The sequence below is a fragment of the Collinsella sp. AF37-9 genome (assembly GCF_003475115.1).
GTDB lineage: Bacteria > Actinomycetota > Coriobacteriia > Coriobacteriales > Coriobacteriaceae > Collinsella.
The window spans coordinates 1-23,803 of the sequence record NZ_QROQ01000019.1; the positions used below are offsets into that span (position 1 = coordinate 1).

18 protein-coding genes, 1 tRNA gene and 1 other RNA gene are annotated in these 23,803 nt (G+C 60.4%); 8 read left to right on the forward strand and 12 right to left on the reverse strand.

Annotated features, from left to right (window positions below; translation table 11 throughout):
• Positions 1-121 precede the first annotated feature (121 nt).
• Positions 122-198, forward strand: a tRNA-Glu gene (locus DW024_RS06635).
• Positions 199-835: 637 nt separating this feature from the next.
• Here DW024_RS06635 and DW024_RS06640 read toward each other — a convergent pair.
• Entirely contained in the window at positions 836-2,923 is a 2,088-nt protein-coding gene (locus DW024_RS06640; protein ID WP_117628890.1) for a glutamine synthetase III, read from the reverse strand.
• A gap of 426 nt (positions 2,924-3,349) precedes the next feature.
• Here DW024_RS06640 and DW024_RS06645 point away from each other — a divergent pair, with 426 nt between their 5' ends.
• The 6 genes from DW024_RS06645 (at position 3,350) to DW024_RS06670 (ending at position 10,724) form a co-directional block, all read left to right on the forward strand.
• On the forward strand, positions 3,350-4,222 hold the full coding sequence (locus tag DW024_RS06645) for a methylenetetrahydrofolate reductase (RefSeq protein ID WP_118377287.1): 873 nt from the start codon (positions 3,350-3,352) through the stop codon (positions 4,220-4,222).
• Complete coding sequence (locus DW024_RS06650) at positions 4,222-5,010, forward strand: hypothetical protein (protein WP_118377288.1); 789 nt, start codon at positions 4,222-4,224, stop codon at positions 5,008-5,010. Before DW024_RS06645 ends, DW024_RS06650 begins: the two co-directional genes overlap by 1 nt.
• 9 nt (positions 5,011-5,019) lie before the next feature.
• Complete coding sequence (locus tag DW024_RS06655) at positions 5,020-7,578, forward strand: homocysteine S-methyltransferase family protein (protein ID WP_199576943.1); 2,559 nt, start codon at positions 5,020-5,022, stop codon at positions 7,576-7,578.
• 108 nt (positions 7,579-7,686) lie between these two features.
• Positions 7,687-9,051, forward strand: a complete 1,365-nt coding sequence (locus DW024_RS06660) for a PFL family protein (RefSeq protein ID WP_118377289.1) — start codon at positions 7,687-7,689, stop codon at positions 9,049-9,051.
• Positions 9,052-9,582: 531 nt separating this feature from the next.
• On the forward strand, positions 9,583-10,266 hold the full coding sequence (locus DW024_RS06665) for a hypothetical protein (RefSeq protein ID WP_117736251.1): 684 nt from the start codon (positions 9,583-9,585) through the stop codon (positions 10,264-10,266).
• A 158-nt stretch (positions 10,267-10,424) separates the two neighbouring features.
• Positions 10,425-10,724, forward strand: coding sequence for a YhbY family RNA-binding protein (locus tag DW024_RS06670; protein WP_006234690.1), 300 nt, complete (start codon positions 10,425-10,427; stop codon positions 10,722-10,724).
• Between the two features lie 69 nt (positions 10,725-10,793).
• Here DW024_RS06670 and DW024_RS06675 read toward each other — a convergent pair whose 3' ends face one another.
• From DW024_RS06675 to ssrA, 8 genes are all read right to left on the reverse strand, one after another.
• A complete protein-coding gene (locus DW024_RS06675) occupies positions 10,794-13,793 on the reverse strand; it encodes a BTAD domain-containing putative transcriptional regulator (protein ID WP_118377290.1) in 3,000 nt (999 codons plus the stop codon).
• Positions 13,794-14,241: 448 nt separating this feature from the next.
• On the reverse strand, positions 14,242-14,970 hold the full coding sequence (nagB, locus tag DW024_RS06680) for a glucosamine-6-phosphate deaminase (RefSeq protein ID WP_117716776.1): 729 nt from the start codon (positions 14,968-14,970) through the stop codon (positions 14,242-14,244).
• A gap of 271 nt (positions 14,971-15,241) precedes the next feature.
• On the reverse strand, positions 15,242-15,739 hold the full coding sequence (locus DW024_RS06685; protein WP_118270470.1) for a PTS glucose transporter subunit IIA: 498 nt from the start codon (positions 15,737-15,739) through the stop codon (positions 15,242-15,244).
• A gap of 71 nt (positions 15,740-15,810) precedes the next feature.
• Positions 15,811-17,148, reverse strand: coding sequence for a phosphoglucosamine mutase (glmM, locus tag DW024_RS06690; RefSeq protein WP_118377291.1), 1,338 nt, complete (start codon positions 17,146-17,148; stop codon positions 15,811-15,813).
• A 122-nt stretch (positions 17,149-17,270) separates the two neighbouring features.
• A complete protein-coding gene (gene rpsI / locus DW024_RS06695; protein ID WP_022094634.1) occupies positions 17,271-17,666 on the reverse strand; it encodes a 30S ribosomal protein S9 in 396 nt (131 codons plus the stop codon).
• Between the two features lie 2 nt (positions 17,667-17,668).
• A complete protein-coding gene (gene rplM / locus DW024_RS06700) occupies positions 17,669-18,112 on the reverse strand; it encodes a 50S ribosomal protein L13 (protein ID WP_022094635.1) in 444 nt (147 codons plus the stop codon).
• Between the two features lie 157 nt (positions 18,113-18,269).
• Entirely contained in the window at positions 18,270-19,148 is an 879-nt protein-coding gene (locus DW024_RS06705) for a patatin family protein (RefSeq protein WP_118377292.1), read from the reverse strand.
• Between the two features lie 608 nt (positions 19,149-19,756).
• Positions 19,757-20,120: a transfer-messenger RNA gene (gene ssrA / locus DW024_RS06710) on the reverse strand.
• 239 nt (positions 20,121-20,359) lie between these two features.
• Between ssrA and DW024_RS06715 the strand changes: the two genes are divergently transcribed.
• Complete coding sequence (locus DW024_RS06715) at positions 20,360-20,794, forward strand: hypothetical protein (protein ID WP_118377293.1); 435 nt, start codon at positions 20,360-20,362, stop codon at positions 20,792-20,794.
• Between the two features lie 58 nt (positions 20,795-20,852).
• On the opposite strand, the gene DW024_RS06720 is transcribed toward DW024_RS06715, so the two are convergent.
• From DW024_RS06720 to DW024_RS06730, 3 genes are all read right to left on the reverse strand, one after another.
• Entirely contained in the window at positions 20,853-21,410 is a 558-nt protein-coding gene (locus tag DW024_RS06720; RefSeq protein WP_118377294.1) for a PIN domain-containing protein, read from the reverse strand.
• Positions 21,411-21,415: 5 nt separating this feature from the next.
• Positions 21,416-23,431: a heavy metal translocating P-type ATPase gene (locus DW024_RS06725; protein ID WP_233541351.1), complete on the reverse strand. Its 2,016-nt coding sequence runs from the start codon at positions 23,429-23,431 to the stop codon at positions 21,416-21,418.
• A gap of 78 nt (positions 23,432-23,509) precedes the next feature.
• Positions 23,510-23,755, reverse strand: a complete 246-nt coding sequence (locus DW024_RS06730; protein WP_055250999.1) for a DUF6110 family protein — start codon at positions 23,753-23,755, stop codon at positions 23,510-23,512.
• Between the last annotated feature and the right edge of the window lie 48 nt (positions 23,756-23,803).

Here is a 23,803-nt window from a genome sequence, read left to right on the forward strand (position 1 = left end):
TGTACGGATGAATGTGGGAGGTGTTCGGATAAAGTCGATAATCAAGGTACCTTTGTGGTGGTTTTCCAGTTTGCCAACGATATACGCGCCGGCAAAAAAGTCTGCTATACTCTTTCCCGCTGTCCCCATCGTCTAGCGGCCAAGGACGCCACCCTTTCAAGGTGGATATCGCGGGTTCGAATCCCGCTGGGGGCACCATTTGAAACGAGAAGCCCGTTACCCCCGCGGTGACGGGCTTTTTGCTACCCCAACGCCGGGATTCGAACCCGACAGGGTGCGGAGCTGAGGAAACGCGCAAGCGTTTTCCAGCGCAGCACGCAAGGAGCGGAGCGACACAGCGAATGCGGGCGGCGCCAGCCGCACGCGGACATCCCGCTGGGGGCACCACAGAATCTGAGAAGCCCGTTACCAATTCGGTGACGGGCTTTTTGCTACCCATACGCCGGGATTCGAACCCCGAAGGCATAAAATCACACTGTCATCCAAGGGCCCGTGGACAAAAAATAGCAAATATGAGTACTGTTACCAATTTAGTAACAGCGATTTCATGCCATCAGAAGGCGATTTGGACACAAGGCGTCCTACGGCGGAGGAATTGCAGGCATTTATCAGCTAAGTACTTGGACATATGTTGCGTAACACTGCATATTTTGCAAAAAGATAATGCTACAGGGCTTGTGACAGTACTCATATTTGACGTTTTTTGCCCACGACCCCTTATTGTGTGGGCGAATCAGTTGCAAAGCGGGATCCAAAGCGTCCTTCGCAAACAAATAGCCGGGGCCCGCGCGATGCGGACCCCGGCTCAACACCGTGACGATATGTCAGTTACGCTCTACACGTAGAACAGGATGTCGTCGTAGGTCGGGACCGGCCAGTAGTCGGCGGCCACGATCTCCTCCATGGCGTCCACGGCAGCACGCAGCGTATCCATAGCGGGAACGACCTCGTGCGCGTACACGTTGGCCTGCTCCTGGCCATCGAGAGCCTCGGCCTTCTGATGTACGGCGTCGAGCGCCTTGATGGAGTCGTTGATGGCGGTGATACCGTTGCAGAGCTTGTTGAGCGTGTTCTGCTCGCACTGCATGGCGGCCTCAGCACCGGCGGCACGAATAGTCTCAAGGCCCTTAGCGACCTTGGTAGCATAGGCGGTAATGACCGGGCGATAGGTACGACGCGCCTCGCGAACCATCGTGGTAGCCTCGATGTTCATGAGCTTGTTGTACTTCTCGAGCTTGCAGTCATAGCGGCACTGAGCCTCGGCCTTGGTCAGGACGCCCGTCTCCTCAAAGAGCGCAATGGCCTTATCGGAAACAAAGGCGGGAAGAGCGTCGGCCGTGGTCTTGTTGTTGGCAAGGCCGCGCTTCTCGGCCTCGATGGGCCACTCGTCAGAGTAACCGTCGCCGGAGAACAGGATGCGCTGGTGATCGGTCAGCACCTTCTTGCAGTACTCGAGCGCGGCGTCCTGGAACTTATCCTCGGGCGTACCCTCGAGTGCGTCGGCGAAAGACTTGAGCGACTTGGCCACGGCAGCATCGAGCACCAGGTTGGAGTCGGAGACGTTCTGCTCGGAGCCGCAGGCACGGAACTCGAACTTGTTGCCGGTGAAGGCGAACGGGGAGGTACGGTTGCGGTCGGTGTTGTCCTGCATCAGCTTGGGCAGGGTATCGGCGCCCAGGTCGAGCACGCCGCGCGTGGCATGGACGGAAGCCTTGCCATCGATGATCTTCTCGACGACCTCGGTAAGCTGGTCGCCCAGGAAGATGGACATAATCGCCGGAGGAGCCTCGTTGGCGCCCAGACGATGATCGTTGCCGGCCGAGGCAACGGAGGCACGCAGGAGCTCCTGATAGTTATCGACGGCCTCGATCACCGCGGTGAGGAAGACGATGAACTGCAGGTTGTCGAGCGGGGTGTCGCCCGGGTCGAGCAGGTTCTCGGACTCGGTGCCAAGCGACCAGTTGTTGTGCTTGCCCGAACCGTTGATGCCCTCGAAGGGCTTCTCGTGCAGCAGGCAGACCAAGTCGTGGCGGGAGGCGATGAGCTTCATCTTCTCCATCATGACCAGATTCTGGTCGATGGCCTCGTTGACCTCGCCGTAGACAGGGGCGAGCTCATGCTGGCAGGGAGCGACCTCGTTGTGCTTGGTCTTGGCAGGAATGCCAAGCGCCCACAGTTCATCGTCCAGGTCCTTCATATAGGACGAGACGGTGGGGCGGATAGCGCCAAAGTAGTGCTCCTCGAGCTCCTGGCCCTTGCAGGGAGCAGCACCAAAGAGGGTGCGCCCGGTGATGACCAGGTCCCTGCGCTTGCGGTAAGCGTCCTTCTTGATCAGGAAGTACTCCTGCTCATCGCCCACGGAAGGAACGACCTTCTTGGGGGTCTTACCAAACAGCGCCAAAACGCGCTTGGACTCACGCGAGAGTGCGGTCATGGAGCGCAGCAGCGGGGTCTTCTTGTCCAGGGCCTCGCCCGTGTAGGAGCAAAAAGCCGTGGGGATGCACAGGACATCGTCCTTAATGAATGCGGGGCTGGTGGGATCCCAAGCGGTGTAGCCACGGGCCTCGAAGGTGGCACGCAGGCCGCCGTTGGGGAAGCTGGAGGCGTCCGGCTCGCCCTGGATGAGGTTCTTGCCCGTAAACTTGGTAATGGCGGTGCCGTCGTGGTTGGGCTCGAGGAAGCTGTCGTGCTTCTCGGAAGTAATGCCCGAAAGCGGCTGGAACCAGTGCGCGTAGTGCGTCGCGCCCTTGGAGATGGCCCAGACCTTCATGGCGTGGGCAACGGCGTTGGCCACATCCAGGTCGAGCGGCTCACCGTCCTCGAGGGTTGCAGCAAGGCGCTTCCAAATGTCCTTGGGGAGGTAGTCCTTCATGACTTCCTCAGAGAACACCATGGTCCCGAAGCGGTCAGTAAGTTCGGCCATACGGAACTCCCTTCGTATCGGCACCGCGTGAGAAGCGGTGTTGATTACTAACGAACGAGTCATAGATTAGGCTCGTCGTGTTTCCGCAACATTACCGTTATGTTGCTGTCACGAAACCAATCAATGAGGTTACCGCATCGCGGCGGCGTTGCCGCCCTCAACAGCCAATCAACTGTATAAATTGCAGACCTCTCCCCATGGTTTAAGGGTAGTCAATTTGGGATGGGGCTCTATTAACTGGTATTTCGCATCAGATACCAGTCTTTATAGCCCCATCCTAGATTGACCGCTCTGCTATAGGGAATGTCGATAGCAAGGCATCTTTGATTGGTATCCCCGAATAGCGAGTGAAACTCCACCGTGACACAGTGGTGCTGTAGAATCCTTACAACACATCACGCTATTACGTATCTAAAGGAGCACGATATGCGCGTCGACGAGGTTTTTAAGCAGGCAGCATCCCAGGGCACCGCACCCGTTTCGTTTGAGATGTTCCCGCCCAAGGGCGAGCTTACCCTCAACACGGCTCGCGAGGTGGCAGGCAATCTGTGCAAGCTTTCGCCGAGCTTTGTCTCGGTCACCTGCTCTGCCGGCGGCTCGGGCAACGGCGCCACCACCGCCCCCATCGCGCAAATGATTACGAGCGAATTCAATACGCCCTCGGTGGCGCACCTCACCTGCGTTGGCCGCACGCATGCCGATATCGCTGCCAAGATTGATGAATACCGCTCTGCCGGCGTAGAAAATGTACTGGCCCTGCGCGGCGATCTTCCCGTCGGCGCGACTGAGGACGACAAGCCCGCGTCGGACTACGCCTACGCCCGCGACCTCATCCCTGAGCTCGTCGACGCCGGCTTTTGCGTGGGCGCCGCAGCCTACCCCGAGGGCCACATTGCCTGTGAGGACCTCAACGCTTCGGTCGAATACCTCAAGCAAAAACAGGACGCCGGCGCGAGCTTCTTTGTGACGCAGCTCTTCTTTGACAACGAGTGCTTCTACCGTTTCCGCGAGCTTGCCAACAAGGCAGGTATCACCGTGCCCATTACCGCGGGCATCATGCCGTTTATGGGCAAGTCGCAGATCAGCCGCATGGTCTTTATGTGCGGCGCGTCGCTGCCCTCCCCCGTCATCAAGATTCTCGCCAAGTACGAGAACGACCCCGAGAGCCTGCAGGCAGCCGGTGTAGATTATGCCGCCCGTCAGCTTTGCGACCTTAAGGAGCACGGCGCCGACGGTCTGCACCTGTACACTATGAATCGTCCTGCAATCGCCGCAACCATTATGGAGCGCCTGGGGTAATGGAAAAACCGCACATCGATACAACCGCTGTCGAAGTGCCGGCCGACCTTGCGTCGCCGGCGCTTTATCGTATCGATGATGCCCACCACCCCCGCGTCGATCGTGCCGAGATGCTGCGCTATCTGGGCTACAGCGGTCAGCAAATTGAGCCCGAGCTGTCGCAGCGTATTGAGCTTGTCGTTGAGCGTCTGGAGCTAGACATTGAGCCCCGTGGCGTGCGCCGTGTATTTGCCATCGATGCCACGGGCGTGGACGAGCAGGGCGAGCCCTGCATCCGCTTGGTTGGCACCAACGTTGAGCTGCGGGGTCGCGACATCTATCGACATCTCAAAGATGCCCGCCTTGCCGCGCTCATGGCATGCACCCTCGGCATGGACGCCGAGCGTCGCCTGCGTACCACGGGAGCCCAGCAGCCCCTGGAGGGAGCCGTACTCGACGCCGCATGCTCTGCCTATGTAGAAGCCGCCGTCGAGCAGATGGACCAGCAGGTCAAGGCTGCGGCCGCCGCACACGGACTCGCCGGTAACTGGCGCTTTAGCCCCGGCTACGGCGACTGCCCGCTTACGGCCCAGCGCTCGATCGTGGCTGCACTCAACGCCACGCGGCTCATCGGACTTACCGTCACGCCTACCAGCCTGCTCATGCCCACCAAGAGCGTGACCGCGGTGATCGGTCTGTTCGATGGCGAGGTCCACGACGCCCAGAGCCGCCCCACCTGCACTATATGCCGCATGCGTGAGCACTGCCGCTTCCGCGCCGCCCACACCACCTGCTATTCCAGCCATTAGGAGCCTTCGATGTTTACTCCGCTTATCACTCATGATCTGGACGGCGCCGCGCTAGCGGCGCCCGTTGATGCTGCCCGTCGTAATGGTGCCGCGTACAAGACGCGCACAATTGATGACCTTCGCATTAAGGACGATCGCCTGCGTGCGGCCATCGAGGGCACGGGACACCTGTTGTTTGACGGCGGCATGGGCACCATGCTGCAGGCGGCCGGCATGAAGGCAGGCGCCCTGCCCGAGCTGCTCAACTTTGAGGAGCCCCAGGTTATCACCGATATCCAACGTCAATATGTCGAGGCCGGCTGTGACGTGATCACCGCCAACACCTTTGGCGCCAACGCCCACAAGCTCGACGGTGCCGCCACCGTGGCAGACGTCTTTGCCGCGGCCGTCGCCTGTGCCCGCGAGGCCGGCGCCCGCTACGTCGCCGGTGACATCGGCCCCATCGGCGCGTTGCTTCGTCCCTTAGGCACCCTCAGCTTTGACGAGGCCTATGACCTCTTTGCCGAGGAAGTTCGCGCCGGCGTCGATGCGGGCGTGGACCTCTTTATTATCGAAACCATGACCGACCTAGCCGAGATCAAGGCGGCCGTCCTCGCCTGCCGCGAGAACTCCGACCTGCCCGTCTTTGCCACCATGACCTTTGAGGAAGACGGGCGCACCTTCCTGGGCACGAGCCCCGAGGTTGCAGCCATCACGCTCGACGCTATCGGCGCCGACGTCCTGGGCATCAACTGCAGCCAAGGACCGGCTGAGCTCCGGGGACTCGCCGCACGTATGCTCACCGTTACCGACAAGCCCGTTATGGTGCAGGCCAACGCGGGACTTCCCCATGTGGACGACGACGGCAACACCGTCTTTGATATCCAAGCCCCCGAATACGCCGAGGCCGTCGCCGGCATGATCGCCGACGGCGTAAGTGTTGTAGGCGGCTGCTGCGGAACCACACCGGCGCACATGGCCGCCCTGCGGACGCTTATCGACAATCACACGCCCAGCCCGCGCCGCCGCAAGCCCAGCATGTCGGTCACAAGCGCCCAGACGGTCGTGGACCTTCCCTGCGACGGCCACAAGATTGCCGTCATCGGCGAGCGCATCAATCCCACCGGCAAAAAGCGCCTGCAGCAGGCCCTGCGTGACGGCAACCTGGACTACGTCGTGAGCCAGGGCATCAGCCAGCAGGAACAGGGCGCCGATATCCTGGACGTCAATGTGGGCCTGCCCGAGATCGACGAGGTCAAGATCATCCAACAGACAACCGAGCTGCTCCAGGGCTCCACCTTGCTGCCGCTGCAGATCGACTCCACCGATCCCGCCGCTGTCGAGGCCGCCGTGCGCCGCTACGCCGGCAAGCCCATCATCAACTCGGTCAACGGCAAGCAGCAGATCATGGATGAGATCTTTCCGCTGGTCGCCCACTACGGCACCAACGTCGTCGGCCTCACACTCGACGAAGGCGGCATTCCCGATACCGCCGAGGCTCGCTTCGCCATCGCCGAGCGCATCGTGGCCGAGGCTGCCCGCTACGGCATCGGCCCGAACCGCATCCTCATCGACTGCCTGGTCATGACCGCCTCGACCAACCAGCGCCAGGCTGAGCAGATCCTGCGCGCCATGTCCCTGTGCAAGGAGCGCCTGGGCGTCAAATGCGCGCTCGGCGTATCGAACATCAGCTTTGGCCTGCCTGCCCGCCCGCTGCTGGGCTCGGTCTTTTTGGCTGCCGCCTTCGGCGCGGGCCTGGACGCCCCCATCATGAACCCGGGCTCCAAGCGCTTTATGGACACCGTCTACAGCTATCGCGTCCTGAGCGTTGAGGACGAGGGCTCGACCGGATACATCGAGCGCTATGCCGGCTGGACCGATCCGTATAAGATCGCCGCCAACCCGGCAGCAGCTCAGGCCGCATCGACCGACACCGTGCCCGCTGCCGGCACCGCCGGCACCGACGGCAACGACGACCCGATTCGTCGCATGGTCGTCTCGGGCCGCAAAGGCGAGATCGCTGCCGAGACCGAGCGTCTGCTGGCAGACCACGACGCCATGGACCTTATCAACAACCACTTTATCCCCGCCCTCGACGAGGTGGGCGTCCTCTTTGACCAGGGCAAGTTCTTCTTGCCGCAACTCATGGCCTCGGCCGAAGCCGCACGCGTGGGCTTCGACACCATCAAGCGCCTGATGCCCGCCGGCGAGATCGCCGACAAGGGCAAGATCTGCGTGGCCACCGTCAAGGGCGACATCCACGATATCGGCAAGAACATCGTCAAGATGCTGCTCGACAACTACGGCTACACCGTCTTTGACCTAGGCCGCGATGTCGACCCGCAAGAGGTGCTCAAGACCGTGCAGGAGCGTGACATCAAGCTCGTCGGCCTCTCGGCGCTTATGACCACCACGGTCGTCGCCATGGAAGAGACCATCAAGTTGCTCCATGCCGAGGTTCCGGGCGTCAAGATCATCGTGGGCGGCGCCGTGCTCACCCCCGAATACGCCAAGCAAATCGGCGCGGACTACTACGCCAAGGACGCCGCCGAGAGCGCTCGTATCGCCGAAGAGGTCTTTGGGAAGTAACACAACGGAAACAACCGAGCACCAAAACGTGCCGCACGCGCCACTTGGCACGTGCGGCACGTTAGAATAGATAAGACTATGCTCGTTTTGGCAGATAGGAGCGCAAGGATGGCGATCACGCCCGCAGAAATCGCGGAAACCCGCGGCATGGTTGAGGAACAGAACCTCGACATCAGGACCATCACCATGGGTGTTTCGCTCATGGGTTGCGGTGACGAGAACCTCGACCGCATGTGCACGAAGATCTACGACCATGTGACGCACACGGCTGAGCATCTGGTCGAGACCGCCGAGAACCTCGAGCGCGAGTACGGTATCCCCATTGTCAACAAGCGCGTTTCCGTCACCCCGGTGGCGCAGATCGCCGCGTGCTGCAAGGATGAGGACCTCACCCCCATCGCGCATGCCCTCGACCGCGCGGCCGAGACGCTCGGCATCGATTACCTGGGCGGCTTCTCCGCACTCGTCCAGAAGGGCATCGGCGACGCCGACCGCCGCGTCATCCAGTCCATCCCCCAGGCGCTCGCCACCACGAGCCGTGTCTGCTCCAGCGTCAACGTCGCCAGCCTGCGTGCCGGCATCAACATGGACGCCGTGCTTATGGCCGCCCAGACCATCATCGATGCCGCTAAACTCACGGCCGACCAGGATTCCGTCGGCGCTTCCAAGTTTGTCTGCTTTGCTAACATGGTCGAGGACTCCCCGTTTATGGCGGGCGCCGTCCACGGCGGTGGCGAGGCCGACGCCGTCATCAACGTAGGCGTCTCGGGCCCCGGCGTTATGGCCGCAGCCCTGGAGACGCTGCCCGACTCTGCATCGATAATGGAAGTCGCCGAGAAGATTAAGCAGACCGCCTTTAAGATCACCCGTGCCGGCGAGCTCATGAGCCGCGAGGCCGCCCATCGCCTGGGTGTCGAGAAGGGCATTGTCGACCTGTCGCTGGCTCCCACGCCCGCCATCGGCGACTCCGTCGCTCGCATCCTCGAGATCATCGGCGTGGGCACCTGCGGTGGTCCCGGCACGACCTGCGCGCTCGCCATGCTCAACGATGCCGTCAAGAAGGGCGGCGTCATGGCCAGCTCCAGCGTGGGCGGTCTCTCGGGTGCTTTTATCCCCGTGTCCGAGGACGCCGGCATGATCGCCGCCGTCGAGGCCGGCGCGCTTTCGCTCGAGAAGCTCGAGGCCATGACCTGCGTGTGCTCCGTTGGCCTGGACATGATCGCCATCCCCGGCGACACCCCGGTCGAGACCATCGCCGGCATTATCGCCGACGAGATGGCCATCGGCGTCATCAACAACAAGACCACGGCCGTCCGCGTGATTCCCGCCATTGGCAAGGGCGTGGGCGACTGCGTCGAGTACGGCGGCCTGTTCGGCCGTGCGCCCATCATGCCGGTGAACCCCAACGCCGGCACCGTGCTTGCCCACCGCGGTGGTCGATTCCCGGCGCCGCTGAACTCGCTGAAGAACTAGCCTAGGGATACGAGGCGAGGAGCCCCGCCGCCGGACGGCAGACATATAAGGTCGCCTGCTCGGACAGTCCTGACTCGCACGGAGAGCACATTAAGTGCTCTCCGGCTCGTGCGGAACTCGCGATCGACCTTATATGTCTGCCGCCCGGCGGCGGGGCTCCCGCACATCTCAACCTTGGCTGGGTTCTGGCTCAGTGGCAGTCGCTTCGCTTCTGCCCGCCTTGGTTGGTGTGGCGGTTTGGCGTTGGAACGGTTCTTTTTCTGATATATGCTGGTTGCGGCTCTTCTTTTGGGAGGAGTCGCTTTTTTGTTGCTAGGAGGTTGGCCCGTGGCTGATGGGGAGAATCGTTCTGAGCTGCTTTCCACAGATTGGAATCTGGAGTGGATGCAGATGCAAGCTGATCGGCGGCGGGCTGATGATTCTTTTGAATGGGATAAGCGGGCTCGGCATTTTCGGCCGTTGGAGACTGCCCCGTATGCCCGGGACTTTATGAAGCTGTTGGCGTTAAAGCCTGGTGAATCGGTGCTTGATATGGGGTGTGGGGCTGGGTCGATTGCTATTCCGCTTGCTCAGGCTGGGCATCCTGTGATTGCAGCCGACTTCTCCCCCGCTATGTTGGGCACCCTTGATGCCGGCATTGAGTATTACGGGCTCGAGGGGCGCATAACGCCGCTTGAGCTTGCTTGGGATGATGATTGGGATTTGGTTGGACCGGTCGCGAAAGCGGTGGATGTTGCCTTTGCCAGTCGGTCGGTTACGACGACCAATCTAAAAGATGCGCTTGCCAAGCTTAATCGAACGGCTCGTCGGCGTTGTGCTGTCACGATGGTCGCCAACTCCAGCCCGCGCTATGATCTGCACTTGATGAACGCCATCGGCGCCTCGGTTACCTGCAGCAATGGCTTTGTGTACGCCTTTAACATTCTCATTCAGATGGGTGCCCTGCCGCAGGTCACGTACTTTGAATCGCCTCGTCGCGATACCTTCGATAGCCTTGAGGCAGGCGTGGCGGACTTTTCCCGCATGCTTGAGCATGGCAACGAGGATAAGGTCGACCGTCTGCGCGACTACATCGCCCAACACATGATCGAGAATCCCCACGCCGGTGAGCCGGGCTCCAAGGGCGTGCCGCAGGGGTGCTATATGCTCGACCATATCCGTAAGGTTCGCTGGGCGTTTATTGCATGGGAACCGGTCTCTGAATCCCGCTCGTAGCCCGTTCACAGCCCGAGCTGCCCATCACCTCGGCATCCGCATTCTTTGCGAACTGGGCAAACGCGCCCCACACCGCGCCGTTCCTGCGCTATCGTGGGACAGCTCACGTAGATTAAGGCCCCGTCGCGGGGCGCCCCATACATAGAAAGCGAGAACCCATGGCACTGACAGGAGCCCAGGTCAAGCAGCTTCGCAGCATGGCCCATCACCTCAACCCCGCCATCATCATCGGTAAGTCCGATGTCAACGAGGGCACCGTCGAGCAGACGGTCGCCTACCTGGAGAAGCACGAGCTCGTTAAGTGCTCCGTGCTCGATGGCTCCAGTCTTTCCGCCCGCGAGGCCGCCGAAGAGCTCGCTGAGCGCTGCCACGCCGAGGTCGTCCAGGTCATCGGCCGCAAGTTCTCGCTGTATCGCGAGTCCTCGCGCAAGGACATCGAGAAGATCAAGCTCGTCTAAGAGCCAATGATCCGGCGAGCCAACACATAGCAAGCTTACGGGTGCCCAAGTACTTCGGGCGCCCGTTTTTTATCGCTCGACCAGCACGCGATTGAGCCGTCCCTCCACCAAGCGCTCGTATAGACGCCGCGTCTCGGGCTCGGGCACGCCATTGACCTGCTCCCTCAGATGGTGCATATGCCCGCTGTACAGCTCGACGATATCGCGCCGCCGCCCCGCCGCACTGTAGACGCGCATGGCGCAGCGCACCATATCCTCACGCGCCGTTTCCTGCCGAAGCCCCGACTCCGCCAGCCAAATCGCCGACTGCAGATCGTTTTCTTCTAGAGCGGCATTTGCTCCCTTAATCATGCAATCGATGTACTTTGACTGCATAATGCGTCGCATACGCAAAAAGTAGGTGGGATTACAGCCATTGGGAACATACAGCGGTCCGGCATAAAGCTGCTCAATCTTAAGGCACAGCTCAACTAAATGGGGCCCGCGCGCACCCGTGCGATTTCCCAAAACCTCGCGGCTTATCTGGTCAAACAGCCGTACATCGGTCTTGACGTAGTCGCCGTTGAGTCCGATGCATTCATTTTGGATGAGCACACACGACTTGCCATCCGGCGTCGGTCCCAAAGCCGACCGCAAGCGCGATATCGTCGAGTACAGGTTGTTGCGGGCGCTATTGAACTCGGCATGGGGCCACAACTCCATGGCCAGCGTCTCACGATCGACGAGCGCATCCATGCCCAGCGCAAGCCGCTCGGCAAGTGTCGCCGCCTTCTTGCGGCGCCACATTTTGTCCGTGATGGGAAACCCGTCGCGCTCGGCGCGGAACGCACCAAACATGCGAATCTCGATATGGTCGATGGTATCAACGGCTTCAACCTCGCCGGCCTGGAACAGGCGCTCGCCCTCCCCTTCCAGATCATCGCGCAGCGAGTACCGCGACAGCTCGCGCACGGGAAGCTTCTTGCGAATCCTGGTCGCCGGCTCGCCCAGACAATGCATGGCAAGGCGCGCAAAGAGCCGATACGATGGCTCCAGAATCCCCGCACGATTCATGGACATCCAGGCCGCAAGATCGCTGTCTCGGCCCGCACAGGCCAAATGCAGCGCCACCATCCAGGCCTCCGCTCCACCAACCTGCGTCTGGCTTATATCGAGTAGCTCCGCTTCCTCGCGCACCGAAACCATCGAGGTGTTACGCAGATACGCCGCGCGCTCCAACAGCAATGCGTTATCGCGCATGTACGCAATCGACTCCTCGGCAAGTTTGAGCACTTGGACCGCACGGAACTTTGCATTAACCGGCCGTCCCTCTGCCAGCGACTGCCAGCCTTCTAGCAACAGGCCAAACAGCTGAATCTGGTTGTCGCGCATGCGCACGGCAAAACGATCGAGCTCGTTGAATGCCGCGTCGTCGGTTACCGGCAAGCCGGAAAGGAGCCGCCGTGCCGCCAACACCATGCGCACCCAGATAGCCATCGCCTTAAGCCCACGTACGTCGAGCGCCTCCCGCACCACCGTCATCTCGTCGTCGCGCTTGTCGGTTCCCGCAAACGACCCGTCAAAGAGCTCCACCAGCATGCTATCGGCCCGTATAACAATCCCCGCGATGTCGAGCTCGCAGTCGTAGGCCTTGCTCGTTTTGAGCTGCTGTAGAACGCCGCCGTCATCTCCCCGTTCGGTCAGGCATCGCTTGACCTCGATATGCGCAGACAACATATCGAGTGCGGTATGGGATGTCTCGATTTCTGGCACGGCCAGGTTCGTAGGGAGCCCAAGCCCGTTGTCCCCATAGCAAACAGCCGTCAGTGTCTGGGCCACCCTCCATGAAACAGGGTCTATTTCGCAGGCCGCCCGTTCGCCCCCGCGCTCGATGACCGATGCCATATAGCGAGCGAGCTTTGTATTGGACACGCTGACCGCTGCCAGATATACGCCAAGCGCCTCGGCAGGCGTTGGCTCTGGAGCCGAATCGTCGGCATCGATCGTGCCCAGCGCCGCTCGGCAGATATCGGCCCCGTGCCCCGTCAGAGCCAGATCGACCCCATACTGCCCAGCAAGTTCAAGGACCGCCCCACGGTCCAAAAAGGCATCCGCCAGGCCCATCGCCGCATCGCATCGGCCCGCCTTAAGCAAAATCCGGGCCGCCCTCGGAACAAGTTCGGGGCGAACCTCGGCCACCAACTTACGCAAACGCAAGCGTCCGTTATCCTCCGTGCCCAGACACGTAAAACTCCGCTCGGCGGGATCCAAGCCAAAGATCGGGTAGTCGCGTACAAAGTAGGACTGGTCGACCATCGACAGCCTCACCCCGCAAGCCTCGAGTTCCGCGATATTGCCCTCGCCCATCAAAACCATGAGACATGCCACGCAAAACAGCGCATTATTGTCGAGCGAAGCCAGATCGACAAGTGCCGCGCCATATACGTTGACAATCTCGTTTTCGAGCAGACCGGCTACGTCGCCTTGGCCATACAGACCCGTCTGCAATGCCGAAACGAGCTCGGGCACGCCCTGCGTGAGCTGATAAAAGTCGAGCGATGTGCTGATCGAAAACGCCGATGCCCACGCCGAATACTCATAGGCATGCACCTTGAGCATCTGCGCATTGATCTTAACCGAATCGCCCAGCCCATGAATCAGCTGACGATTTGAAGGACGACAGGAGATAAAGACCCCTATCCCCATAGCGCGCAGGCCGCGAATCCTGTCGATGAGGTCTTCGGTATCGTGCTGATCGAGGTTTGGCACATTATCAATCGCGATAAGGGAGTGCGGTTTGTCTTTGAGTTCTTCGGTAACCACCTCGAGCTGCATAAACACCTCGCGCCCAATGGCGCGATCGGCCTCGATAATCCGCACGGGGCCTCGCGTCGGGTCGCATTTAACCTCATGGGTGTACTGCAGCAGCACCGAGGTCTTCCCAAACCCGTCGGGCGCATAAAGAACCACGATGCCGGCCTTTCGGCCCTTGGCGATAAGCTCATTCATCAAGCGTTCGCGTCGCACCATATAGCCTCCGCCCAGCGGCATCAGCTCGAGGTCGTCTATACCGCTCAAATCGTTTACCATGCCCGCTCCTCAACTCGACCGTATGGACACTGTAGCCGCAAGACCATACAAGCCGCGCTATGAATAGAGCGACCTTGTGTTTTAGGTTGTCTTTTGGTACGCAAGCGGCAAGTTTTTGTACAGCGAGGGCCGATTGTAATTAATCCCCCGACTAATCGGTCTTTAAGCAGGTAAATGAGCTTGTCAGCTTGTCCCATCTAAGCGGCAGTGTAACGCAAATGAACAAGGTTCAGCTATGTCATTCAACTCGCCTAGCACCCGCTACCGTCTACGACCTTTTAGTGGCATTTTTGCATAGAATCTGATATGGAATGAATCAAGCTGTTGGGCATCCGGCATTCGTCAAGCTTGCGGCAAGATTTTGGTCAAGTGGACAGAAAGGGATAGCAAAAAGGCCCCCGCAAAGCGGAGGCCTTAGGCAAGGCTATGTCGAGGTGCAGGATTCGCGCTACTCGCAGAGCGAAAGGGCGGCCTCGTCGGCAACGACAACGCAGTTGGTGTGCAGCTGCAGGATCGAAGCCGGGCACTCGGGCGTAACCGGACCATAGCACATATCGTGCACGGCCTGAGCCTTGGCCTCGCCGTTGGCGACGACCAGGATCATGCGGGCATACATGATGGTCTGAGTACCCATGGTGTAGGCCTGACGGGGAACATCGTCGATGCTGTCGAACAGGCGGCTGTTGGCCTGAATGGTGCTCTCGGTAAGGTCGACGCAGTGCGTGCCCTTGGAGAAGTGGTCATCGGGCTCGTTGAAGCCGATGTGGCCGTTGTTGCCAATGCCGAGCAGCTGCAGATCGGGATAGCCGGCGGCAGCGACGACCTTATCGTACTCAGAGCAGGCAGCGGCGGCGTCGGGGTTGGAACCGTCGGGCACATGCGTGTTGTTCAGGTCGATGTTGATGTGATCGAAGAAGTTCTCACGCATGAAGTAGTGATAGCTCTGGGGATCGTCGTGCGAAAGGCCGCGATACTCGTCCAGGTTGTAGGTGCTGACCTCGGCAAAGTCGACGTCGCCCTTCTCGTACCAAGCAGCGAGCTGCTTGTAGGCACCGATCGGGGTGGAGCCGGTGGCAAGACCCAACACGCAGTCGGGCTTGAGGATAACCTGCGCCGAGATAATATTGGCGGCCTTGCGGCTCATATCCTCGTAGTCTTTAGCTTTAATGATCTTCATTACGCGTCCTTTCTCGTACAAGAGAGGCAAGGCTCCCTTACAAGCACTTGCCCGCGGCCCGCGTCGGCCGCAACCAACGTGTGCGGCCACCAGGGCGAGGTCGCGTAATGTATGTGTCTCGTGTCTAACCGCGTCGAGGCCCCTGCCCGTCCACGGTGACCCAAAGCCTTTTAGCTTCGGACAAATCCCATCTTGCCACGGAGGGCGTCCTCTTTCAAGGGCGCCCTCCGTAAACGTGTTTGAATTGTAGGCTAATGGCCACGTGCACTTGTTAGCGCTCGCGAGCAACGATGAGCTGGTCCATCTCTTCGACATGCGCGCCAACGGAGCCCTTGATGCTCGAGAACTCAACGGAGTTGCATACCAAGATGGGAACCGTCACATCGTAGCCCTCGGCAGCAATTGCCTCGCGATCGAACTCAATGAGTACATCGCCCTTATGGACGATGTCACCCACTTGCGCATATACGGTAAAGTGCTTGCCCTCAAGCTGAACAGTGTCCAAACCAACGTGGATGAGCACGTCCAAGCCATCGACCGTGTTAAGCGCAACAGCGTGTCCCGTGGGAAAAATGGCCTCGACCTTGGCATCAGCCGGTGCAATCACACGCGTGCCGGTAGGCTGAATCGCCACGCCCTGGCCCAAAAGGCCGGTGGCAAATGTCTGGTCATTGACCTCGGACAACGGAATGACGTCGCCCGAGATGGGAGCATCCAGCGTAAGGACTCGACCACGCATACCAAAAGACCTTAGGACTTTAGTGAACATGATCCCCCTCGGACATACCAATCAACCAAAATAGCTTTAACAGTTTACCACTTGGCACCCATTTTTGACCATTAGGGAAGTTCGCGCTTGACAACCTCGACGATGTCGTCGACAACGCGCTGGGTCAGCTCGTGCGTCTCGGCCTCGGCCATAACGCGGACCAGCGGCTCGGTACCGCTCGGACGCACCAGAATGCGGCCACGGCCGTCAAGCTCCTTCTCGGCAGCAGCGACGGCATCCCAGATGGGCTGGCAATCATCCAGACCAGCCTTGTTGTCGGAATGCACGTTGACGAGTACCTGCGGGTACTTCTTCATGATGCCGGCAAGATCGGTGAGGGTACGACCGGTGCGCTTGAGCACGGCCAGCAGCTGCAGAGCCGTCACCAGGCCGTCACCGGTGGTGTTGTGCTCCAGGAAGATGATGTGGCCGGACTGTTCGCCGCCGATGACGGCACCGTCCGCGAGCATACGCTCAAGAACATAACGGTCGCCCACAGCGGTCTGAACCATCTCGAAGCCCTGCTCCTTCATAGCGATGGAGAAGCCCAGGTTGCACATGACGGTCGAGACGATCTCGGAGTTGGCGAGCTTGCCGCGGGCGGCGAGGTCAGAACCGCAGATAGCCAGGATGTAGTCACCGTCGATCTCATTGCCCTCGCTGTCCACAAAGAGCACGCGATCGGCGTCGCCGTCGTGGGCCAGGCCGATGTCAGCATGGGTGCGCAGCACGAGCTCGCGCAGGGGCTCAAGGTGAGTGGAGCCGCACTCAACGTTAATGTCGGTGCCGCAGTAATCGGTGTTGATGGCATGGACCGTGGCACCCAGGCGCTGCAGCGCGGCGGGCGTAGTCTGGCAGGAAGCACCGTGACCGCAGTCGACGGCAACGACCAGGCCATCGAGCCTCAGGCCATCAAGCGTATCGATGGCGTGGTCGACGTATGCCTTGCGAGCGTCCTTCATCTTGATGATATGACCCACACCGGCGCCGGTCGGCAGCGTGTCGGCAGCTATGGCCTCCTCGGACATGACCCAGGCGCTGATCTCTTCCTCGACAGCATCGGGAAGCTTCATGCCCTTGCGGCTAAAGAACTTGATGCCGTTGAACTCCGGCGGATTGTGCGAAGCGGAGATGACGATGCCGCCGTCGAGCTCATTTTGGACGGTGAGCAGTGCCACGGCCGGCGTAGGGATAACGCCGCAGCAATGCGGGCGGCCGCCCTCTGCCATGATACCGGCGGTCAGAGCACTCTCAAGCATGGTGCCCGAAAGACGCGTATCGCGACCGATGCAGATGTCCGGGCCAAGAAACTTGGTCGCCGCGCGACCTAGGCGAAACGCGAGGTCGCACGAGAGGTCGGCGTTGGCGACGCCACGGACGCCATCGGTACCGAAGATGTTCTGGGGCATAGGATCGCTCCTTCCCAAGTGGGCAAAACGAAGCCGCCCACCCTAGTCGAAAAGAAAAGCGGGACCCACCGAGCAGTCGGTAGGCCCCGCTTGTACATTGTATCTCGTAAGGAGATAAAACCTTAGCGCTTGGAGAACTGGGGAGCGCGGCGGGCCTTCTTGAGGCCGTACTTCTTGCGCTCGACCACGCGAGCATCGCGCGTAAGGAAACCGGCCTTCTTGAGGTCAGCACGGTAATCGCCAGCGTTCAGAAGAGCGCGAGCGATGCCCAGGCGCAGAGCGCCGGACTGACCGGAGATGCCGCCGCCATCGCACAGAGCGATAACGTCGAACTGACCGGCGGTGTCGGTCACCTTGAAGGGAGCAAGGGCGTTCTCAACGAGCTGATGACGGCCGAAATACTGCTCGGCGTCACGCTTGTTGATGGTCACCTTGCCGGTGCCGGGGACGAGACGGACGCGGGCGACGGCGTTCTTACGACGACCGGTACCCTGGTAGACAACGGTGTTCTCAGCCATCTTTAAGCCTCCAGCTCAATCTTCGTGGGGTTCTGGGCAGCGTGCGGATGCTCGGCACCAGCGTAGACCTTAAGCTTGGTCATCTGGGCACGGCCGAGGGTGGTCTTGGGCAGCATACCGCGAACGGCGCGCTCGATGACCTTCTCCGGGTGCTTCTCCATAGCCTGGCGGAAGCTCTCAGCCTTGAGGCCGCCGTTGTAGCCGCTGTGGCGATAATAGGTCTTCGTGTCGGCCTTGTTACCGGTAAGCTGGACCTTATCGGCGTTGATGACGACAACGAAGTCGCCGCAGTCGCTGTTGGGCGTGAACTGAGGCTTGTTCTTACCGCGCAGGATCATTGCGATCTGGGTGGCAAGACGGCCCAGGACAGCACCATCGGCGTCGACGAGAACCCAGTTGCGCTGGACCTCGCCCTGCTTGGCGTAGTGAGTCGATTTCGAAATCACTTAGACTCCTCCATGTACAGTACGTGTTGTTACAGAGATTCACGGGGCTCTGCAAGTAACCCGTCCATATTACCCCGCTCGCCGTACGAGTCAACAGGTATTTTGGCTCCGACCAGAGTTTCTGCACATGTCATCCACGAGCCGTGACGTTGCAGCGCTAGCGCTCAACAAACTCCTGGATCTCCGCGAGCAAACGCTTTGCCTCCTGGCGACCCTGAATATACAGATCGAGCAGCTTTACTGGATCATGCTCGACATGGCCGACCTCGACCGTCTTTTGCGGAGCGACGACCAACGCGCGGCCATCGCGCTCATACTTCCACAGGTGCATGCGCTGGAGGTTATAGCGGTCGTGGCGCGTCTCGATAGCCTCGAGCAGATAGGGGTAGTCAGCATAACGGGCGCGCGCCGCCGGCAAAAACTCGTAGGGCTTTTTCTCATACGAGCGGTCCTGGGTGACGATGACGACCGCACGGTCGAAGCCCGCCTCCTCGAGCACATGCTCGATAGGAACCGAATCGGCCACGCCGCCGTCGACGTATTTGTGCCCGTCAATCTCGACCGGCGGCGTCACCAGCGGCAGCGACGTCGAGGCGCGCACGGCGTCGAGGTCGAGCACGGCGCTTTTGACCGGCAGGTAGGCAGCGGTTCCAAACAGCATGTCCGTCGCGACGGCGTACATCTCGATAGGGCTGGCGTCGAACGTCTCGTTATCAAAAGGATCCAGGCGGTCCTGGACGTCGTTGAAGATAAAGTCGTAACCCACGATGGAACCCGTGGACGCAAACGACGCGGCGCCCATGTAGCGGCTGTCGTTGCAGAAGGTCAAATTGACTCGGTTGGTGCGGCCGATCTGGTGCGACTTGTAGTTGACGCCGTTGAGCGCACCGGCCGAGACGCCGTACACCGCCGGAATTTCGACACCGGCCTCCATGAGAACGTCGAGCACGCCGGCGGTAAACTGCCCACGAAAACTGCCGCCCTCCAAGACGAGCGCGACCTTGCCGGCGTTCTTTGCCTTATCTTCTGCAGTCATATTGACCTCCTGCGATTGCGTTTTGACTTTCTTCTACCCAGTTTTGGGATGGAGGGCGCATGGGTTTTGGAGTTGAGGGGGCGGCTGGCGGAAAGCACGTCCCGTTCTGAGGGGCGATTCCGGGATGCGCTTTCCACCTGGGTTGCCATGGGGAAAGCATGTTCCACTCTACGGCTCGATTCCGGGTCGCAGCTTCCACTTGAGGCGTCATCCGGAAAATGTATCCCATTCCGAGCTTAGATTCCGGGATGCGGTTTCCGCCTGGGCAGTCATTGGGAAAACGCGTCCCACTCTGCGTCACTGAGGCGTTTTCTTTACGCCCGCGCCCTGCATAGAGTTCGATTCTCCGCGGTACGGGGGATCCGTTGATGCTGGGCGAGGCCAGCTGAAATTCGATAAACATCGCATCTATATTGGGCTGAAGCTTTGCGCGAAGAATCCGCGTATTTGCTGCACCGGCTTCGGCCGGCTGCCGCCGCCCTCGCCCGCGGGCTACAAACGCTTCGCGTTTGCTTAACGCCCGCGCCCTGCACAGAGTTCGATTCTCCGCGGTACGGACTAGAAATAAAAAGACAGGTAGATACGAATATCTACCTGCCTGTTACTTATGGTGGAGGCGCGGAGAATCGAACTCCGGTCCACGAAAGCCCCCTGATTGGCATCTCCAAGCTCAGTCGCTGGTTTAGTCTCGGACGCCTTGCGCGCAGCGACACGCTCGCGACGTCCTAACCGGTTCGGTCTTAGCCCGCGCCATACCGATTACGTGCGCAGGAGCATTCCCCTAAGATGACGTCGCGCCGGTGTCGGGGAAATCACCGGGTTGACGCGCCGCCATAAATTAAGCAGCGAGAGCCATAGGCTCAAAAGAAGAGTTGTTGTCAATTCAATTTGACGGTACCCCTGTTTAACGAGGCGAGGAGACCTCGGCTTGCTTCCTCTCTCAGAGCTATCGTGTCGAAACCAGTCGCCCCCGAATGTCGGGAAAGTCTGGATGGTATCGGGCCTGCAAACACCCGATAACCGTCGACTTTTCAAGGAACATACGGGGCGAGCCCCGCTTGTGGAGTGTTATCTTACCACGTTCTGAAAGCGGACAGCTGTTCTATGCACGAGCTGTGAAGACCCCAATGTGCGCCACACTTCGCACTTTTGCTACCGATCGCGTCACGTATATTTTCGCCAAGCAAAATTGACCCGTCGAAAGGACCGTTATGGATACCAAGCAGCAACTCGTCAATGCCCTCGCAGGCCTGGGCTCAACCATTACCGAAGCTATGGATGTCATCGAGGGCTTTGTCCCCTGCGGACATCCCGCCCTCACGGTATCGAACGCACTCGTCGCGCTGGACGTTGACGATGATGCAACTCTCGCCCAGCAGCTTGAGACCGTCGAGGGCTTTATCGACCACGTGAGTGAGAACCGCGGCGTGGCCGCCTACCACGGTATCGAGGTCGAGCTCGCGGGTCCCAAGGCCGATCTGTTCGCAGCAATCCGCGAGGTAGGCGCCCTTATGCAGACCGCAGGCGTCAAGAACACCCAGGTCAACGAGTGGGTCTACCGCAGTCTGGCAGCACTCGACAGCTCCAACGAAAAGGCAGCCGAGCAGCTCGCAGAAAGTCCCACCATCAAGGCCGAGCTTTTGTAAATAGCAGACGCGGGCCCCTTGGCGCATCGTCGTCCAAGGGGCCCGCGAACAGCTCGCGTCAACCGATAGCCGTGCCGCCGCGTTTGGCCAAAGCAAGAATCGGCATCATTTGACGAGGTGTCTTTGCTGCAAGATCGGCATGTTCGAGCAGTTTTCGATCGTTGGTCACCAAGTAATCAACCTGGGCGCGTTTGCATGCGGCGAGTACCAAGTTGTCCTCGTAATCGCGATGGAGCGCTAAGTATTTGTCGGCCAGCCAAAGGTCCGACGCATCTGCACCCACGGCCGTGGCGTTTTCGGTCATGTTCCGAACAAACGCCAGCGCCGCATCGCCAATCGCGCGGGCAGAAGCCTCGCCGAGCGCTCCCCCGCTGGCAAGAACGCTGCGCTTCAGTTCGTGCTGTACAACATACAGTACGTCCTTGGCGATATGCACCGGAAAGAACAGCAATGCCCCCGCCTCCGTCGTCTGCCCAATAAACGCGCGTGCGGCAAGCGACTCGGCATGGTCGGCGCAAAACGAATCAACCCATACGTTGGCATCCAAATGCAAAAGGCCTGCGCTCGGACGACACCGATGCCGTCTGGGCGCAGGCCAGATAACGTGGGCGAACACGTCTGCTAACGCAGGTAAGCCTTCGCGTTGCTCAGACTGTAGGCAATCGTCGAGCCGTTGTGCAGCAGTGACGACGTCTGCGGGGTAATCGCGCCGGTAATGCCCAGCGCCAGGAGCGCTGAGTTGGTAAGCATCACCTTAGAGTAGGAGCTCGTCAGACGATCAATGAGGCCCTGGCTCATGCGGCGCAAACGCACGATCGCGGCCAGATCCGTGTCGGTCAGGATGATATCGGCGACCTCCTTGGCGATGTCGCTTCCGCCACCCATTGCCAGCCCCACGTCGGCCAAACCGAGTGCCGGCGAATCGTTGACGCCGTCGCCCACCATGGCAACGTGGCGCCCCTCACCCTTAATGCGCTCCACATAGGCGTACTTGTCCTCGGGCAGCAGCTCGGCCTTAAACTCGTCGACACCCGCCTCGCGCGCAATGCGCTCGGCCGTGCGCTCCGAATCGCCCGTGAGCATAACGACATGCTTGACGCCCAGCGCATGTAGGTCGGCGATGGCCTCACGGACGCCGGGCTTGAGCGGATCCTCGATGCCGAGCACGCCGACGACCTTGCCGTCGACCGCCAGATACAGCGGCGACAGGCCTTGCATCTGGAGCTCGATTTGCTCCTTGATGTCGGACTCGAGCTGCGCACCCTCGTCCTCAAATACAAAGTGCGCCGAACCGATAATGGCGCGACGCCCCTCGATGGACGAAGCGATGCCGTGCGCCACGATGTACTCGACCGCGGCATGGCGCTCGCGGTGCTCGAGCCCGCGCTCGAGGGCGGCGTTGACCACGGCACGCGCCACCGGATGCGGGAAATGCTCCTCCAAGCAAGCGGAAAGGCGCAGGACCTCGTCCTTGCTCCAGCCATCTGTCGTCAGCACGCAAGCCAGGCGCGGCTGCGCCTCGGTAAGCGTGCCGGTCTTATCAAACACGATGGTGTCAGCCTTGGCAAACGACTCAAAGTACTTCGCGCCCTTGACCATGACGCCCATCTTGGCGGCATCGCTCATGGCGGTCATGACGGCGACGGAACCCGTGAGCTTGAGTGCGCACGAGTAGTCGACCATCAGCGCCGCCGAGGTCTTGATAAGGCTGCGCGTGGTGAGCGCAACCAGGCCCGCGAGCAGGAAGTTCCACGGGACGATCTTGTTGGCGAGGTCCTCCATATGCGACTGGCCCTCGGACTTGAGCGAGTCGGCCGTCTGCACGAGCGAGACGATCGAGCGCAGTTTGGTCTGCGCCGTGTTGGCGCGCACGCGCACCAAGATGCTGCCGTCTTCCACGACGGTACCGGCGAACACGTCGTCGCCCACGCTGCGCTCAACGGCCAGCGGCTCGCCGGTCAGTGTCGCCTGGTTGACCATAGCGCTCCCCTGCTCGACGACACCGTCGATGCAAATGGACATGCCAGTGCGCACGGCCACCAAGTCGCCGGGCTCAAGCTCGGTGGCGGCAACGCTTACCTCGGTATCGCCGACGACCTTTTGCGCCTTGTCGGGTACATCGAGCAGCGAGTTGATGAGCTCGTTTTCGCTCATGGCGCGGGTGTAGTCCTCGAGCAGCTCGCCCACGTTGAGCAGGAACATTGTCTGGCCCGCGGTGTCGACATCACGCTTGACGAACGAAATGCCGATGGCCGAAGCGTCGAGCACGGGAACGGTCAGGCGCGGCTGCGCCAGCTCATGAAGGGCAGCGCGCAAAAATGCCATGTAACCGGCCACGACAAACACCGCACGCAGGGGCGTGGGCAAAAACCATCGGCGCGCATAGTGGGCGCCGACAAGCGTGGCAAGATCCATAACGAGCTTGTGCTTGCGCGGCTCAAGCTGCATCACGTAACCCGTCTTTGCGTCGGCAATGGCCTGAGCGTCGAGCGCACCGACGGCGGCCAGCACGGCATCGCGACACGGCTCGTCATATTCGAGCGCTAACTGGCCAATACGGCCATAGACGCGTACCTTGTGCACGCCGTCGATATCGCCGCTGAGCTTAAGAAGTGCATCGAGATCGCTCTCTGGCACAGGACCCGCCAATTGAAGACGGGTCCTGCCGGGGATCTCGCTGATAATCGAGAATCTCATAGTTTGTGCCTGGGAGCGTTACTCTGCTGCCTCGTCAGCAGCGGCCTCGCTCTGGGTGATGTAGGCCGCCTCGGCAACCATGTCGTCGACATTAGCCTTGGCCTGCTCGACCATGTCCTGGTAGCCGTTCTTGATGCGCATGCCGCACGCGATACCCTGCACGCAGGCGTTCTTTACCGGAGCGCTGGTGAGCAGCTTGATGCCAGCCGTACCAAGCAGAAAACCGCCACCAACAAGCAGGGTGTTGAACGTGGACTTCTTCATGATGTCTCTCCCTTTTGCCGCATTGGACGCGGCATGGTGCCTCAGCAC

Coding starts and splice junctions, on each gene's coding strand:
- DW024_RS06640 (WP_117628890.1), bottom strand. CDS start 2,923: ATGGCCGAACTTACTGACCGCTTCGGGACCATGGTGTTCTCTGAGGAA.
- DW024_RS06645 (WP_118377287.1), top strand. CDS start 3,350: ATGCGCGTCGACGAGGTTTTTAAGCAGGCAGCATCCCAGGGCACCGCA.
- DW024_RS06650 (WP_118377288.1), top strand. CDS start 4,222: ATGGAAAAACCGCACATCGATACAACCGCTGTCGAAGTGCCGGCCGAC.
- DW024_RS06655 (WP_199576943.1), top strand. CDS start 5,020: ATGTTTACTCCGCTTATCACTCATGATCTGGACGGCGCCGCGCTAGCG.
- DW024_RS06660 (WP_118377289.1), top strand. CDS start 7,687: ATGGCGATCACGCCCGCAGAAATCGCGGAAACCCGCGGCATGGTTGAG.
- DW024_RS06665 (WP_117736251.1), top strand. CDS start 9,583: ATGGGGTGTGGGGCTGGGTCGATTGCTATTCCGCTTGCTCAGGCTGGG.
- DW024_RS06670 (WP_006234690.1), top strand. CDS start 10,425: ATGGCACTGACAGGAGCCCAGGTCAAGCAGCTTCGCAGCATGGCCCAT.
- DW024_RS06675 (WP_118377290.1), bottom strand. CDS start 13,793: ATGGTAAACGATTTGAGCGGTATAGACGACCTCGAGCTGATGCCGCTG.
- nagB (WP_117716776.1), bottom strand. CDS start 14,970: ATGAAGATCATTAAAGCTAAAGACTACGAGGATATGAGCCGCAAGGCC.
- DW024_RS06685 (WP_118270470.1), bottom strand. CDS start 15,739: ATGTTCACTAAAGTCCTAAGGTCTTTTGGTATGCGTGGTCGAGTCCTT.
- glmM (WP_118377291.1), bottom strand. CDS start 17,148: ATGCCCCAGAACATCTTCGGTACCGATGGCGTCCGTGGCGTCGCCAAC.
- rpsI (WP_022094634.1), bottom strand. CDS start 17,666: ATGGCTGAGAACACCGTTGTCTACCAGGGTACCGGTCGTCGTAAGAAC.
- DW024_RS06705 (WP_118377292.1), bottom strand. CDS start 19,148: ATGACTGCAGAAGATAAGGCAAAGAACGCCGGCAAGGTCGCGCTCGTC.
- DW024_RS06715 (WP_118377293.1), top strand. CDS start 20,360: ATGGATACCAAGCAGCAACTCGTCAATGCCCTCGCAGGCCTGGGCTCA.
- DW024_RS06730 (WP_055250999.1), bottom strand. CDS start 23,755: ATGAAGAAGTCCACGTTCAACACCCTGCTTGTTGGTGGCGGTTTTCTG.